Source organism: Mesorhizobium sp. M0715, from assembly GCF_040320355.1.
In the GTDB taxonomy this organism is placed as follows: domain Bacteria; phylum Pseudomonadota; class Alphaproteobacteria; order Rhizobiales; family Rhizobiaceae; genus Mesorhizobium.
Genome location: NZ_JAMYPL010000003.1, coordinates 370,191 through 384,915 on the forward strand (window position 1 = coordinate 370,191; position 14,725 = coordinate 384,915).

Consider the following 14,725-nt stretch of genomic DNA (forward strand, 5'->3'; position numbering starts at 1 on the left):
GATCGGCCCGGCCTATGTGTCGAAACGCTCTAACGGGGTGCCGGACGCGATCTTCGCGGACCGGCTGAGAGGCAGTCTCGCCAACCCGCTGAACCTGATCCGGTTTGTACCGGCGGAGGGATTAGACGTTTCGGACAGTCCGACGCCTCAATTCCTTTCAATTCGAACGAAGGAGGCGCCGATGCGCACGCATTTATACGCTCTAGTCTCAGCAATGGCCGTGGTCCTGTCCGGACCGGCCTTGGCCAAGGACAAACTCACCGTCTACACCTATGAGAGCTTTACCGCCGACTGGGGTCCGGGTCCCGTGGTGAAGAAGGAGTTCGAGGCCGAATGCGGCTGCGATGTCGAGTTCGTCTCGGTCGCCGACGGCGTCGCGCTGCTCAACCGCGTCAGATTGGAAGGCGCGTCGACCAAGGCCGATATCGTGCTTGGCCTCGACACCAATCTCACCGCCGATGCCAAGGCGTCAGGCTTGTTCGCGCCGCATGGCGGCGTAACTGATGTCAACGTGCCGGGTGGCTGGAGCGACGATACTTTTGTCCCCTTTGACTACGGATATTTCGCCGTCGTCTACGACTCCGAGAAGCTGAAGAACCCGCCGAAAAGCCTGAAAGAACTGGTCGAGGGCAGTGCCGATGACAAGATCGTCATCCAGGATCCGCGCACCTCCACGCCGGGCCTCGGCCTGCTTCTGTGGGTCAAGTCGGTCTATGGCGACAAGGCGCCCGAGGCCTGGGCCAAGCTCAAGGCGAAAGTGCTGACCGTGACGCCGGGCTGGAGCGAGGCCTATGGGCTGTTCACCAAGGGCGAGGCGCCGATGGTGCTGTCCTACACGACGTCGCCGGCCTACCACATGGTCGCCGAGAAGACAGAGCGCTATCAGGCAGCGTCGTTCGAGGAGGGCGAGTATTTGCAGATAGAAGTCGCGGGTATCACCACGGCGGGGGCCAAGAACCCGCTGGCGGCCAAGTTCATCGCCTTCATGACCGGGCCGAAATTCCAGGATGCCATCCCCGAGACCAACTGGATGTTCCCGGCCGGCAAGACCGACAAGCCGCTCAATCCGGCCTTCGACAAATTGGTCAAGCCGACCAAGACCTTGCTGTTCAGCCCCGACGAGGTCGCCGCCAACCGCAAGGCCTGGGTCGATGAGTGGCTGGCGGTGATGAGCAAGTAGGCTTGCGAGTTCTTTTGATGTTCGCGCCACTCCACCCCCCTCTGGCCTGCCGGCCATCTCCCCCTCAAGGGGGGAGATTGGCAGCGTCGTTGCTGGTTATAGTCCGGCAACGTTGGAGACTAGCGGAAGCATGGGTGGCGGCCGATCTCCCCCCTGGAGGGGGAGATGTCCGGCAGGACAGAGGGGGGCGCCAAGGAACGCAATCCTTTGTAATTGCCGCGATGGAAAGAATGGTGGTCCAGCGTGCAACGCGCGTCTGACCCCCGCATCACTGCTGGCACCCTCGCGCTCGCCGCAATCGCGCTGCTGATCGGCGGCGCGTTTGCTGGCCTGCTTTTCGAGGGCGCCCATGATTTCTCGGGCGCCTGGGCAGCCTTCGATCCCTATCTGCTTCGCGTCATTCGCTTCACGCTCTGGCAAGCGGCTCTCTCGACGCTGCTTTCGGTCATCCCGGCGCTGTTCGTGGCGCGCGCTCTGTCGCGACATCCACGTTTCTTCGGTCGCGCCTTCATCCTGCAGATATTCGCCGTGCCGTTGGCGCTGCCGGCTATTGTCGCAGCGCTCGGCATTCTGGCGCTTTATGGCCGTGCCGGCTATTTCGCCGTCGTGTTTGCTGTGATGGGCGGGGGAAGCTGGCCGGGCATCTATGGCCTGTCCGGCATCCTCGTCGCCCATGTCTTCTTCAACCTGCCGCTGGCGACGCGGCTGTTCCTCGAGGCGCTGCAGACCATACCGGCCGACCAATGGCGGTTGGGGAGCCAGCTCGGCATGGCGGCGCGGCCGGCGTTCCGGCTGATCGAATGGCCAACGCTGCGCGCCGCACTGCCCGGCGTCGCCGGGCTGGTGTTCATGCTCTGCATCACATCCTTCACCATCGTGCTGACGCTCGGCGGCGGGCCGGCCGCGACGACGCTTGAGGTCGGCATCTACCAGGCGCTGCGCTTCGATTTCGATCCCGCGCGGGCCGTTACACTGACGCTGTTGCAGATCGCCTTGACCTTTATCGTTGTGCTGGCCCTGACGCGCCTGGGCGCCAATGTGGTCGGCGACACCAATTTGCCGGTCGCGCAACGCCGCTATCTCTCGGTCAATCGGAGCGAGACCTGGTTGAACGCGCTAGTCATCATCCTGGCGCTGCTGTTCGTCGTTGGGCCGATGGCGGCAACCGTGGTGGCCGGGTTGGGTGCGGACCTCGGCCGTTTGGCCAGCGAGGCCACTGTCCGGCAGGCAACGCTGACCAGCGCGGCGCTCGCCTTCCTGTCGGCGCTGCTTTCGGTGATGCTGTCGCTGGCGCTGACCATGGCGCGGCGGGCACTGGCGCTGAACCGCCGTGCCGGCGCAAAGACACTGCTCGAACGCGCCACCGATACAGGCGCCGGTTTTGTCCTTGTCGTGCCGCCGACCGTCGTCGGCGCCGGCTGGTTCCTGTTGCTGCGCCATGCCGGCGATGTCTTTGCCATCGCCCCGGTCATGGTCGTCACCGTCAATGCGGTGATGGCGATGCCGTTCGCCCTGCGCGCCGTGCGTCCCGCCTATGATGCGGCGAGCGAGCGTCACGAACGGCTCTGCGCACTGCTCGGCATTGCGGGCTGGAACCGGCTGATGCTGGTCGACTGGCCGTCGCTGCGGCGACCGCTCGCCACGGCCTTCGCTTTCGCCATGGCGCTGTCGCTCGGCGATCTCGGTGTCATTGCCCTGTTCGGCAGTGATTCCGTGCAGACATTGCCCTACCTTCTTCTGGCACGGATGGGCAGCTACCGCACCGAGGATGCCGCCGGCCTGGCACTGCTGCTCGGCTTCGTCTGTCTCGCGTTGATCGTGGCGGCGCACTGGCTGGGAAGGGAGAAGGTCCGCGATGCGTGAGAGGGCGGCCAACAGGCTCGAAAAGGGCGCGCCGGTGCGGCTAGACAATGTGTCGTTCAGTTATGGCAGCTATGGCGATGCGCCACTTGTCTTCGACGTCGAGTTCGCCACGGCGAAGATCACCGCCATCATGGGTCCGAGCGGTTCGGGCAAGTCGACACTGCTCAATCTGGTCGCCGGCTTCGAGACCCCACAATCGGGCCGCGTGCTGATCGGCGGGGCCGATGTCAGCACCGAGCCGGCCTCGGCGCGGCCGGTGTCGATGGTGTTCCAGGAGAACAATCTCTTCGCGCATCTTTCCGTCGAGCAGAATGTCGGGCTCGGCCGCTCGCCCTCCCTGGGACTGACCGAGGCGGACCGCGCCGCGGTCGCCGAGGCGCTTGCGCGCACCGGTCTCGCGGGCAAGGAGAAACGCCTACCGCGCGAGCTCTCCGGGGGCGAACGCCAGCGCGTCGCACTGGCCCGCGTGCTGGTGCGCGACCGACCGGTGTTGCTGCTCGACGAGCCCTTTGCTTCGCTCGGACCCGCTTTGCGCGACGAGATGCTGGATCTGGTTGCTGCCGTTCATGCCGAACGCGCCATGACGGTGCTATTTGTCACCCACCAGCCCGAGGATGCACGCCGCATCGGCGAGCACATGGTGTTTGTCGACAATGGGTTGGTGGCCGCAACCGGCAAGGCTGATGATTTCTTTACCGGGGCTGGTCCGGAGGCGTTCCGGCGCTATATCGGCGCGGGTACTGGATATTCCACATCACGCGATGTTGCCCGGAAGCGGACATAATTTACGGTCAAACCGGCTCCAGGCGATGTGGCGTTTGCTTGCCATGACCGGGGGAGTGTGGCTAGGTCCGCCCTACCGGTCCGGCACAGGCCGTGATTTGCCTGCAGTATCCGCCGCCGCCCTAAGGGACGGGCACGGATGCTGCAGCAGTTTGAGATAGCGCATGACACGTTCCGAAGATCGCCCCCGATTTTCGTGGTCATGCGCCGGGACCCGAAAGGAAGCCGTTCTGGCGATCGGCGCTAACACATTGGGAATGAAACCGCTGGCGCGTTTTCTCGCGCTGGCCGGTTTTGCCGTGGCGTTGGCAAGCTGCCAGATGTTCACGCCGCCGGAAGTTCAGGAATCCGGCTTCCAGCCTTCCGACAAGCCGATCACGGTGGACAATGTCGGCGCCAACAACAAGCTCGCCGAATTGGCCAAGGCGCAGCACCCGCGCATCCTGGCGACTTATGGCGGTGAATATTCCGACCCCAAGCTCGAACGCATGGTCGCCAAGGTGGTCGGTAGTTTGACGGTGGTGTCCGCCAACCCGACACAGACCTATCGCATCACCATTTTAAATTCGCCCAACGTCAACGCATTCGCGCTGCCGGGCGGCTATCTCTACATCACCCGCGGCCTCCTGGCGCTGGCCAATGATTCGGCCGAGCTTGCCGCCGTCATCGCGCATGAGATGGGCCACGTCACCGCCAATCACGGCCTGCAGCGCCAGCAACTGGAGGCCGAGGAAGGCCTGGCCACCAAGGTGGTTTCGGACGTGCTCGGCGACAGCCCAACCGCCAAGGCGGCGTTGATCCGCGGCAAGCTGAGGCTGGCGCAATTTTCGCGCAACCAGGAGCTGGAAGCCGACGCCATCGGCATCAAATCGATCGGCGAGGCCGGCTACGATCCTTTCGCCGCAGGCCGCTTCCTTCAATCGATGTCGGCCTATACCGATTTCCGCTCGATCAGTGGCGCCACCGACGCCAGCCTGGACTTCCTGGCCACGCACCCAAACACGCCGCAGCGCATCGATCTGGCGCAGCGCCATGCCCGCCAGTTCGGCGCGCCGGGCGTCGGCACGCGCGACCGCGATTCCTTCCTCGCCGGCATAGACGGCCTGCTCTATGGCGACACACCCGAGGAAGGCTATGTGCGCGGCGAAACCTTCCTGCACCCGGGCCTCGGCGTGTCGTTCACGGTGCCGGACGGCTTCATCATCGACAATTCGGCGGCAGCGGTGACGGCCACCGGCCCCGGCGACATAGCGATCCGTTTCGATGGCGTTTCCATCGACAAGAACCGGGCGCTGACGGACTATATCCGCAGCGGCTGGGTGGCTGGTCTCGTCGACAGCAGCGTCAAGCAGGAAACCATCAACGGCAATGAGGCGGCGACCGCGCATGCCGGCGCCGAAGGCTGGCAGTTCGACATTGCGGTCATCCGCGCCGGCGGCCAGGTCTACCGGCTGCTGACCGCGGCCCCTTCCGCCAGCACGTCGCTGGACACGATCGCCCGCTCGGTCAGCGGCTCGTTCCGGATTTTGAGCGCTGCCGAAAAGGCGGCGCTGAAGCCGCTGCACATCCGCGTCGTCACCGTCCAGCCTGGGCAGACGATGGGTTCGCTTTCGGCGCAGATGGTCGGCGTCGACCGCAAGCTCGACCTGTTCCGCGTGCTCAATGCGCTGTCGCCGGGTGCCGCCGTTTCGGCCGGCGACAAGGTCAAGATCGTCACCGACAAGTAGGCGCCGCTGGACGCATGCCGCCGTTCCGGGGGCAGTCGCCATGAACTCCGGATTCTGCTTCACCAATGCGACCTTGAGCTTTTCCATGGCGCGGGCCTCGATCTGGCGGACGCGTTCCTTGGAGATGCCGAGCGTTTCGCCGAGCGCTTCGAGTGTGGCGCCCTCGTCGTTCAGCCGCCGTTCCTCGATGATCCTCAGTTCCCGTGCGTTGAGCGCGCGAAGCGCCTCCCTCAGCCAGAGCGAGCGGCGCGCGACATCGATCTTGTCGCCGACGATCTCGTCGGGCAGCGGATCGTCCGAAATCAGGAAATCCATGCGCTCGGTCGAACCCGCATCGTCGGCAATAGGCATGTTGAGCGAGGAGTCGGGCGCCGAGAGCCGCGAATCCATCATCGCCACATCGGCTTCGGAGACGCCAAGCGCCTCCGACACCTCGCGATAGAGCGTGGCGTTGGAGAGCGGCTCCGTGCCATTCGCCAACCGCGCGCGCAGGCGTCGCAAATTGAAGAACAGCGCCTTCTGGGCCGAACTGGTGCCACCACGCACGATAGACCAGTTGCGCAGGATATAGTCCTGCATCGAGGCGCGAATCCACCATGTCGCATAGGTCGAGAACCGCACCTCGCGCTCCGGCTCGAAGCGGGCGGCGGCCTCGAGCAGTCCGACATGACCCTCCTGAACCAGGTCGCCGAGCGGCAGGCCGTAATGGCGGAATTTGGAGGCCATGGAAATGACCAGCCGCATATGGGCGACGGTGATGCTGTGCAGCGCGTTCTGGTCGTTGTCCTCTTTCCAGAGCAATGCAAGCCGATGCTCTTCGTCACGCTCGAGGTAGGGAGCCTTCATTGCCGCGCGGACCATGATCCGTCCTGCCGTGTCTTCCATCATGAGGCGCTCCCTGGGTGGTGCGGATGACTTTGCAAACTTGGCTGGCGCCCGGGTTGAAATGGCGGCGTCGTGCCCTACAACAGCCAGAACTGCCATGCGCGGGAAAGGTTCCGCGACCGTGGCGGCGGGATTGTGTTGCCTGAAGGATTCCCAGGACGGTTCGTGATGGCTGCGATGACGAGCAGAAAGTTCCAGTTGGAGAACTGGGTTTCATAAATCGGTTGTTTTTGAAATTCTGTTCCTTATTTTTTCGGCTTGCATCTGTCAGTTTCCAGCGCTCACAAATATGCCGGCCAGCCGGCCAAGGACGGGATCACAGAAAAATGAAATGGCTCAAGTCGCTCATTATCGCCGGAACGCTGCAGGCCCTGGCTGTCACTGCAGGCCATGCCGGCCCCAATCTCGACCAGATCAAGCACGCCGGTGTCATCAAGGTCGGCACGGAAGGCACCTATGCGCCGTTCACCTACCATGACACGTCCGGTGCACTGGTCGGCTTCGACGTCGAAATCGCCAAGGCGATCGCCGACAAGCTTGGCGTCAAGGCCGAGTTCCTCGAAGGCAAGTGGGATGGACTGATCGCCGGCCTCGACGCCAATCGCTACGATGCCGTTATCAATCAGGTCGGCATCACCGACGCCCGCAAGGCAAAGTACGACTTCTCCGATCCCTACATCGCCTCTAAGGCGGTGCTGATCGTGCGCGGCGACAACACCGACATCAAGAGCTTCGCCGATCTCAAGGGCAAGAAGTCGGCGCAGTCGCTGACCTCGAATTTCGGCAAGCTGGCCGAAACGAACGGCGCCGAACTGGTCGGCACCGATGGCTTCGACCAGTCGATCCAGCTGCTTCTGACCGGCCGCGCCGACGCCACGATCAATGACAGTCTGTCGTTCCTCGACTTCAAGAAGCACAAGCCCGACGCCAATGTGAGGATCGCCGCGCAAGAGGAAAACGCCGACTATTCCGGCGTCATCGTGCGCAAGGGCGACCCGGAGCTGGTCGCCGCGATCAACAAGGCGCTGGCCGATATCAAGGCCGACGGCACCTACAAGAAGATCTCCGACACCTATTTCGGCCAGGACGTTTCGAAGTAATCCGGGAGGCGGGCCGGTCCGCCGCCCATGAGACTATCGAGCGGCGAGCCGTCTTTGACGGCCCGCCGCTTTTGTCGTGATATGGCCGACGCATTCTTGCTTTGACCAAGCTGCTTCGACCAATCTGGAGGGTCTTACGTGCCGCACTGGCTGCAACTGATGCTGGAGTCGCTGCCTTCGCTCCTGTGGGCGGCGCTGATCTTCACCGTGCCGCTGACGCTATTGTCCTTTGCTCTCGGCTTGACGGTCGGCCTGGGTGCTGCACTCGCCCGGCTGTTCGGCCCCAAGCCGCTGGTCGCGCTGGTGCGCTTCTATGTCTGGATCTTCCGCGGTACGCCGCTCCTGGTGCAGCTGTTCCTCATCTTCTACGGCCTGCCGTCGGTCGGGATCCTGCTCGACGCCTTCACGGCGGCGCTGATCGGCTTTACCTTGAACATCGGCGCCTACACGTCGGAAATCATTCGCGCGGCAATAGGCTCGGTGCCGAAAGGCCAGTGGGAAGCCGCCTATTCGATCGGCATGACCTGGGGCCAGGCGATGCGGCGCACCATTCTGCCGCAAGCCGGCCGGGTCGCGGTGCCGCCGCTCTCCAACACCTTCATCTCGCTGGTCAAGGACACGTCGCTGGCCGCCGCCATCACCGTGCCGGAGATGTTCCAGGCGGCGCAGCGCATCGTCGCCACCACCTATGAGCCGCTGATCCTCTATGTCGAGGCGGCGATCCTTTATCTGGCGCTGAGTTCGGTGCTGTCGGCCTTGCAGACGCGGCTGGAGATCCGGCTCAACCGCTATGGCGGCTTCCTGGAGGCACGCTCATGATCGGCCTCAGCAACATCGAAAAGCGCTTCGGCGACAATCTCGTGTTGAAGGGGGTGACGGTCACCATTGCCGAAGGCAGCGTCACGGCGCTGGTCGGACCTTCGGGCGGGGGGAAGAGCACCCTGCTGCGCTGCATCAACCTCCTGGAAATCCCGACCTCGGGCACGGTGCGGATCGGCGACGAGACGCTCGAATTCCACCTCGGCGGCAGGGTTCCGGCCAGGGATATCCAGCGCCTGCGGCTGCAGACCGGCATGGTGTTCCAGAATTTTCAACTGTTTCCGCATCGCACCGCGATCGAGAATGTCATGGAAGGGCTGGTGACGGTGCTGAGATGGCCGCCTGAGAGGGCACGCGAGCGGGCGCTGGCTTTGCTGGAGAAGGTGGGGATGGCGCACAAGGCCGACGCTTGGCCAGCGACCTTGTCGGGCGGCCAGCAGCAGCGCGTGGCGATCGCCCGCGCGTTGGCGCCGTCACCGAAAGTGCTGCTCTGCGACGAGCCGACTTCGGCGCTCGACCCGGAGCTGGCGCAAGAGGTGGTCGACGTGCTCGGCAAGCTCGCCAGCGAAGGCACGACCATGGTGATGGCGACGCATGATCTGCGCCTCGCCTCCAAGATCGCCCAGGAAGTGGTGTTCCTCGATGCCGGTGTCGTCGTCGAGAAGGGACCGGCCGCGGTGCTGTTCAACAATCCGGAGCAGCAGCGGACCAAGCGCTTCATTGCGACGCTGAAGCAGGAGGCTGAGAAGGAAGGCGGCGGCGCGTAAGCGCGCGGCCCAGAGTGTGTTGAATTCGGGTGATGGCCCCTGAAGGGGCGCCGGTTTCCGGGATATGTTGCCGGATGCGCGAGCAGGCCGTCAGCCGCCCTCCGGTATACTGCCCTTGCTGTCGGCAGCCGCTAAAATTTCACAGTCGGCTCTCCCCTGAAGCCGCGGCTTTTCATTTGCAGGTTCAGATATGATGGCTGACGAGCGCCACGCCAAGTCCGATGAGGATCGAACCGCATGTCTTGGGGATCACCCATCCGGCGCCGCCGCCAGTGAACCGGCCAACGGCGAGCGAGGCGATGCCGACCGCCGCCAGGTCGGCCATCGAGAAGATGAGATTGACGACGATGCCGAGGATGAGGAATTGCAACCCTACGGCAAGGGCGGCTGACGGATCCACGAACTGCGGCAGGAAGGTCAGGAAGAACAGTGCCGTCTTGGGATTGAGGATCTCGACGACCATGCTGTCGCGAAATGTGTTCGGGGCCGGCCTGGCACCGTCCTCGCCCATCCGGTTCCAGCCCAGGAACATGGCAAGGCCCAGCGAAATGAGATATGTGGCGCCCGCCACTCGGATCATCGAGAAAGCGACCGGCGCGTGTTCCATCAGTGCGGCGAGTCCGACCGCCGCGGCCAGGATGTGCACGTAACAGCCGAGATGAACACCCAGTGCCGCCATCAATCCCGCCTGACGGCCATGGGCTAGCGTTTGCGCGGTCATGTAGAGAATCGCCGGCCCTGGCATGCAGGCGAAGGCGAGCGTTGCGAGGGCGAACGGAATCCAAAGATCCAGCGACGGCATGACGGCTCCTCCCATGTGATCAAGCCGTGGGAGGAGTAGGCTGGGGGTCAGGCCGAAAACATACGGCAGATGCCGTATTTGGATCGTGATCGGGCTTGGCTAATCTGCCGATGGTTAAGGGGACGTTGCGGGGTTGCCCATCGTCGCGGCTGTGATGTCAGCCGGCGGGCAATCCCAGACGAACCGCGTAGACGGTTAGTTCGGCGGTGTTGTGGAGATTGAGCTTGCCCATCAGGTTTTCGCGATGCTTGCGAGCGGTCGGCAGGCTGATCCCCAACCGTTCGGCGATGTCGCGCGTGATCATGCCTTGCGCCACCAGTTGAAGGATCTGCCGTTCGCGCCGCGTCAGCGGCACCGGGGAGAGGATTTCCTGTGCGGCTATCGGCTCGCTGCCCCTGCCCATATCGCTGACGGCGAAGCGAACGGTTTTCGCCAGATAGGTGCCTCCGTTCTTGACCGCTTCGATGGCGACGCCAAGTTCCTCGGGATCGCCGTCCTTGGTCAGGTAGGCGTTGGCGCCGGCACTGAGCGCGGCGCGCACCGTCCTCGGCTCGATATTGGCCGTCAGCACCACGATCCGCAGGCGTGGCGCCAAGGTCCTGATGGTGGCGATGAACTGCATCCCGGCGACACCTGGCATGCCGAGGTCGAGGATCAAAAGGTCGGCGCGCGTGCTTCGCAGCTGGCCAAGCAGCGCCTCGCCATCCGCAGCCTCGGCGACGACCGAGACATTGTCCATTGCCGAGATGAGCAGCTTCAGCCCCTCGCGCACGATGGCATGGTCGTCGGCGAGTATGGCGGTGAGCGGGCGATTCATCAGGGCACCATCCAGGACTGCAGCGGCGTATATGGATCGATCGCCAATCTATGCGAAACAGGTTGCCGGTAGATCAACGGTACCGGAGAAGACCGCCCGGAGAATACTTGGGGCAATTGGAGGGCTTCGATGCAGGAAGACAAGATACGCCAGGCCCTGATCGAACTCCTGTATCGCAATTCCTACGGCGTGGTCATCTCCAACATCGTGATCTCGATGGCGGCGGTCTATGTGCTGAGAACGGCCGTTTCCATCAATTGGCTGATCGGCTGGCTAGCGGCGCTGTATCTGCTGACGGCTATCCGGGTGCTGGCGTCGCGCCGTTTTTTCAGCCGCGCCCAGGATCGCCACTCGATCTTGCGCTGGGCATGGCTGGCTACGGCGTTTTCCTGCATGTCGGGCCTTCTGTGGGGTGTGCTTGGCTGGGTCGGCTTCATGCCCGAGGCGCCGATCGTGCTGTCCTTCACGGTCATTGTCCTGACTGGTCTCGTCTGCGGCACGGTGCCGTCTCTGTCGGCCTTTCCGCCGGCGCTGGTTGGATCCATCCTGGCAACGGTGGTGCCGGTCGCCCTTCGCTGCCTGACCACCCAAAGCGATATTTCCGGCGCCTTCCTGTTCCTGCTCGCATCGCTGGTGGCGATCAATTTCTACTACTGCCGTATCACCTACCGCATGCTGCGCGAAACCGTCAGCCTGCGATTGGAGAACGAAACGCTGGTCGAGCATCTGCAAGAGGAACGCGACAGGGCGCAGACCGCCGACCGTGCCAAGACGCGTTTTCTGGCGGCGGCGAGTCACGATCTGCGCCAACCGATCCATGCCCTGAGCCTGCTGGTCTCGACGCTTGCCGTTTTGGGGCAGCGCGGCGACGTACCCTCCGGCGAGGCGCGCGACCTGGCCAGCCGAGCGAAATCGGTTGTCAGCAACTTCAGTGGGCTGCTCAACGCTTTGCTCGATATCTCCCGGCTCGATGCGGGCATCGTCACGGCCGCGAGCGAGGCGGTGCCGCTGCGCGACCTCTTTGGTGATCTTCGCAATGAATTCGCCGCCGAGGCGAAACAGCGCGGACTTAGGTGGCGCGTGGTCGACAGCGGCCTCTACGTCGACAGCGACCCGATGATGCTGAAGCGCATTCTCAACAACCTGGTGTCGAATGCCTTTCGCTACACCAAGCAAGGTGGTGTCCTGCTGGGCTGTCGCCGGCGCGGCGCATGTGTGGAGATACAGGTCCTGGACAATCGGCCCCGGCATCCCCGCCGATCAGCAGGGGATGGTCTTCGAGGAGTTCGTGCAGTTGCAGAACCCGGCGCGGGACCGCACGCAAGGCCTGGGACTCGGGCTCGCCATCGTTCGCCGCACCGCCGAACTGTTGCGGCACCCCCTGAAATTGGCTTCGACATCCGGACGCGGTTCCCTGTTTTCCATCACCGTCGCGAAGGCCGGCGCGGTGCAAGCTCGCTTAGCGGTCGACACGACATCGCCGGCCAGCAGTACCGCGGGCATCATCGTGGTCGAGGACGAGGGCGATGTTCTCGATGCCATGGTGCGCTTGCTCGGCCTGGAGGGACATCGTGTCTATCCCGGCCGCTCCGCCGGAGAGGCGCGGAAGGCCCATGCGGCGGCGCTGGCTGCCGGCGATGCGCCGGTCGACCTGATCATCGCAGACTACCGTCTCGAGAATGACACCACCGGCACCGACGCGATCCGTGCGCTTCACGCCCATATCGGCCGCGTTGTCCCGACCATCATCATCACCGGCGATACCTCGCCTTCGCGCCTCAAGGAGATCAGCGCCAGCGGCAGCCGCATCCTGCACAAGCCGATCGCCGACGAGGAATTGCGCGAAACCATTGCTGCGGTCTGCTTTGCTGGCAAGGCGACAAGTGGGGACAAACGTTAACCGAAAACGCGCGCTGGACGGCCCGGAGCGCGCCAGCAAGCCGCGATGCAGCACGCTGGTGCGCAGTACATCATCAACATCGAAGCCGCCGCCCGAAAGCAAAAGAGGCCCCGGTCAAACCGGAGCCTCCAATCGTTTCAGGCAGGATCTCTCGAATCAAAGGCGAGAAGGATCAGGCAGCTTCTTCCTGCTCGGCCTCTTCATTGTCGGCCTTGGCGCCACGCTTAGGGCCCTTGTTGAGGTTGACCTCGATCAAGCGCACGGCTTCGGTTTCCGACATGCGATTGACGGCCGCGATCTCGCGGGCCATGCGGTCGAGCGCCGCCTCATAGAGCTGGCGCTCGGAATAGGACTGCTCCGGCTGGTTGTCGGCGCGGTAGAGGTCGCGCACGACTTCCGAGATCGAGATCAGGTCGCCCGAATTGATCTTCGCATCATATTCCTGGGCGCGGCGCGACCACATGGTGCGCTTGACGCGGGCGCGGCCCTGCACGACCTTCAGCGCGCGCTCGACATAATCCTCTTCCGACAGCTTGCGCATGCCGATGGAGGTCGCCTTGGCAACCGGAACCTTCAGGCGCATCTTGTCCTTCGAGAAGTCGATGACGAACAGTTCCAGCTTGTGTCCAGCAACTTCCTGCTCGTCGATCGAGACGATCTGGCCGACGCCGTGCGCCGGGTAGACGATGTATTCGCCGGTCTTGAAACCGTGACGCGCAGCGGTGGACTTCTTCTGCGGGGTGATCGTTGCCATTACGCCCTGAACTCCTTGTTGTGGCACCGGCGTCCTGCCGGTCCGAACTCGCGCGATCGGGGAAGCCGATCGTTAGCCGCACAACAGATGAACCCATCGGAAAAGCCGGACCGGCAAACGCGACATTGCGACCGCCTGGCCCAGATCGCTCTGGTCCGAATGGGATTTTCACCTTTCAGTGATTTGGGGCGTCTGCGCCATAAATCGACGTTGTGTCACCGGCATGTTTCGCTGATGTAACACAAAAAGTCGTAAGAATCAAGGTTTTGCTGCACAAGCGAAGGCCACAGGCCAGCGCCGCCTGTCAAGCCGGTTAATGCGACGTGCCTCTTACCCAGCGTAATACCGGCCTTTGCGGCCGTGTTGTCAATCGCCTTCGCCGGGCTCTGCCGAGAAGTATTTCTCGAACTTGCCGGCCTCGCCGTCGAAGGATTTGGCGTCGGCCGGCGGTTCCTTCTTGGCGGTGATGTTGGGCCATTTGTCGGCGTATTCGGTGTTGACCTGCAGCCATTTGTCGAGGCCGGGTTCGGTGTCAGGCTTGATCGCGTCGGCCGGGCATTCCGGCTCGCAAACGCCGCAGTCGATGCACTCGTCGGGATGGATGACGAGCATGTTCTCGCCTTCGTAGAAACAGTCGACCGGACAGACTTCGATGCAGTCCATGTATTTGCATTTGATGCAATTGTCGGTCACGACATAGGTCATCGGTCGGCTCCGGGACGTCCCATTTTGTTGGGCTTTTTCCGTCAGGTAACGCCTTTGTCGACCGCTTGCAAGGGTAGCCATTGCGGACGGTGCCGGTGTTTCCGGAATGGAATTCCAGACTGCAGGCCCGGCGGAAGTCAGTCATGTCCCGCAGAGCGTCTGTTTGCCGGGCTCAGTTCTCGTCTCAGGCGTGCCGTTGTCCCAAAACCGCTGCGTGTTTTTGGACGCCAGGCATCAGTCTTCGCCGAGCAATCGGTCGGTCTGGCGACGTTCCTTCTTGGTCGGGCGGCCGCTGCCGGCCTCGCGCAGCCCCGGAATTGCATCGGGAGGGGCTTCGCCCTTCGGTGCGGGCGGTGGCGACATATCCTCGTAGAGCGTACGGGCCTCCTCGGCCGGGCCGCGCCGCGTACCGGCGCCGAGCACCTTCCAGATGAAGATGCGGCGCTCGAGCGTGATGGTCAGGACGTCGCCTGGCTTGACCTGATCGGAGGCCTGCGCTGCTTTGTCGCGATTGATGCGAACGCGGCCGGCGACGACCAGTTTTGCCGCCAGCGAGCGCGATTTCACGGCGCGTGAGAAGAACAGCCATTTGTCGATGCGCTGGCGGCCTTCGGCAACCATCG

The 14,725-nt window shown here is 63.4% G+C and carries 13 protein-coding genes, 2 pseudogenes and 1 riboswitch; of the genes and pseudogenes, 9 read left to right on the plus strand and 6 right to left on the minus strand.

The genetic code is table 11. The features are described from left to right. Positions 1-23: 23 nt before the first annotated feature. Positions 24-138: riboswitch (TPP riboswitch) on the plus strand. A 43-nt stretch (positions 139-181) separates the two neighbouring features. From thiB to NKI21_RS05760, 4 genes are all read left to right on the plus strand, one after another. Beyond that, the gene (gene thiB, locus NKI21_RS05745) at positions 182-1,180 is read left to right on the plus strand and encodes a thiamine ABC transporter substrate binding subunit (RefSeq protein WP_127297428.1); all 999 of its coding nucleotides are present in this window, start codon (positions 182-184) and stop codon (positions 1,178-1,180) included. A 243-nt stretch (positions 1,181-1,423) separates the two neighbouring features. Continuing rightward, positions 1,424-3,043, plus strand: coding sequence for a thiamine/thiamine pyrophosphate ABC transporter permease (thiP, locus tag NKI21_RS05750; RefSeq protein ID WP_352864874.1), 1,620 nt, complete (start codon positions 1,424-1,426; stop codon positions 3,041-3,043). Next, a complete protein-coding gene (gene thiQ / locus NKI21_RS05755; protein ID WP_352440953.1) occupies positions 3,036-3,827 on the plus strand; it encodes a thiamine ABC transporter ATP-binding protein in 792 nt (263 codons plus the stop codon). Before thiP ends, thiQ begins: the two co-directional genes overlap by 8 nt. Before the next feature lie 256 nt (positions 3,828-4,083). After that, positions 4,084-5,553 carry a M48 family metalloprotease gene (locus NKI21_RS05760; protein ID WP_127267258.1) on the plus strand — a complete coding sequence of 490 codons (1,470 nt, stop codon included), beginning with the start codon at positions 4,084-4,086 and terminating at the stop codon, positions 5,551-5,553. A gap of 30 nt (positions 5,554-5,583) precedes the next feature. Here NKI21_RS05760 and NKI21_RS05765 read toward each other — a convergent pair. After that, a pseudogene (locus NKI21_RS05765) lies at positions 5,584-6,441 on the minus strand (RNA polymerase factor sigma-32); the annotation flags it as partial. Between the two features lie 323 nt (positions 6,442-6,764). On the opposite strand from NKI21_RS05765, the gene NKI21_RS05770 reads away from it, so the two are divergent. The 3 genes from NKI21_RS05770 to NKI21_RS05780 all read left to right on the plus strand — a co-directional run bounded on the left by NKI21_RS05770 (position 6,765) and on the right by NKI21_RS05780 (position 9,124). Further along, complete coding sequence (locus NKI21_RS05770; protein WP_023814302.1) at positions 6,765-7,538, plus strand: amino acid ABC transporter substrate-binding protein; 774 nt, start codon at positions 6,765-6,767, stop codon at positions 7,536-7,538. A 138-nt stretch (positions 7,539-7,676) separates the two neighbouring features. Continuing rightward, a complete protein-coding gene (locus NKI21_RS05775) occupies positions 7,677-8,357 on the plus strand; it encodes an amino acid ABC transporter permease (protein WP_031213968.1) in 681 nt (226 codons plus the stop codon). Further along, positions 8,354-9,124, plus strand: a complete 771-nt coding sequence (locus tag NKI21_RS05780; RefSeq protein WP_352440952.1) for an amino acid ABC transporter ATP-binding protein — start codon at positions 8,354-8,356, stop codon at positions 9,122-9,124. The genes NKI21_RS05775 and NKI21_RS05780 overlap by 4 nt, the downstream gene beginning before the upstream one ends. Before the next feature lie 184 nt (positions 9,125-9,308). On the opposite strand, the gene NKI21_RS05785 is transcribed toward NKI21_RS05780, so the two are convergent. Continuing rightward, positions 9,309-9,926 (minus strand): LysE family translocator, encoded by a 618-nt coding sequence (locus NKI21_RS05785; RefSeq protein WP_352440950.1) that lies wholly within the window; start codon positions 9,924-9,926, stop codon positions 9,309-9,311. A gap of 157 nt (positions 9,927-10,083) precedes the next feature. Continuing rightward, entirely contained in the window at positions 10,084-10,743 is a 660-nt protein-coding gene (locus NKI21_RS05790) for a response regulator (protein ID WP_352440949.1), read from the minus strand. 672 nt (positions 10,744-11,415) lie between these two features. Here NKI21_RS05790 and NKI21_RS05795 point away from each other — a divergent pair. After that, positions 11,416-11,661, plus strand: a pseudogene (locus NKI21_RS05795) (histidine kinase dimerization/phospho-acceptor domain-containing protein); the annotation flags it as partial. Positions 11,662-12,013: 352 nt separating this feature from the next. Next, on the plus strand, positions 12,014-12,643 hold the full coding sequence (locus NKI21_RS05800) for an ATP-binding response regulator (protein ID WP_352461319.1): 630 nt from the start codon (positions 12,014-12,016) through the stop codon (positions 12,641-12,643). A 172-nt stretch (positions 12,644-12,815) separates the two neighbouring features. Here the strand turns inward: NKI21_RS05800 and NKI21_RS05805 are convergent, their stop codons facing one another. The 3 genes from NKI21_RS05805 to NKI21_RS05815 form a co-directional block, all read right to left on the minus strand. Continuing rightward, positions 12,816-13,397 (minus strand): CarD family transcriptional regulator, encoded by a 582-nt coding sequence (locus NKI21_RS05805; protein WP_013529179.1) that lies wholly within the window; start codon positions 13,395-13,397, stop codon positions 12,816-12,818. 366 nt (positions 13,398-13,763) lie between these two features. Next, positions 13,764-14,102, minus strand: coding sequence for a ferredoxin FdxA (gene fdxA / locus NKI21_RS05810; RefSeq protein WP_023699302.1), 339 nt, complete (start codon positions 14,100-14,102; stop codon positions 13,764-13,766). Positions 14,103-14,336: 234 nt separating this feature from the next. Next, a complete protein-coding gene (locus tag NKI21_RS05815; protein ID WP_127297242.1) occupies positions 14,337-14,723 on the minus strand; it encodes an RNA-binding S4 domain-containing protein in 387 nt (128 codons plus the stop codon). Positions 14,724-14,725: the final 2 nt, after the last annotated feature.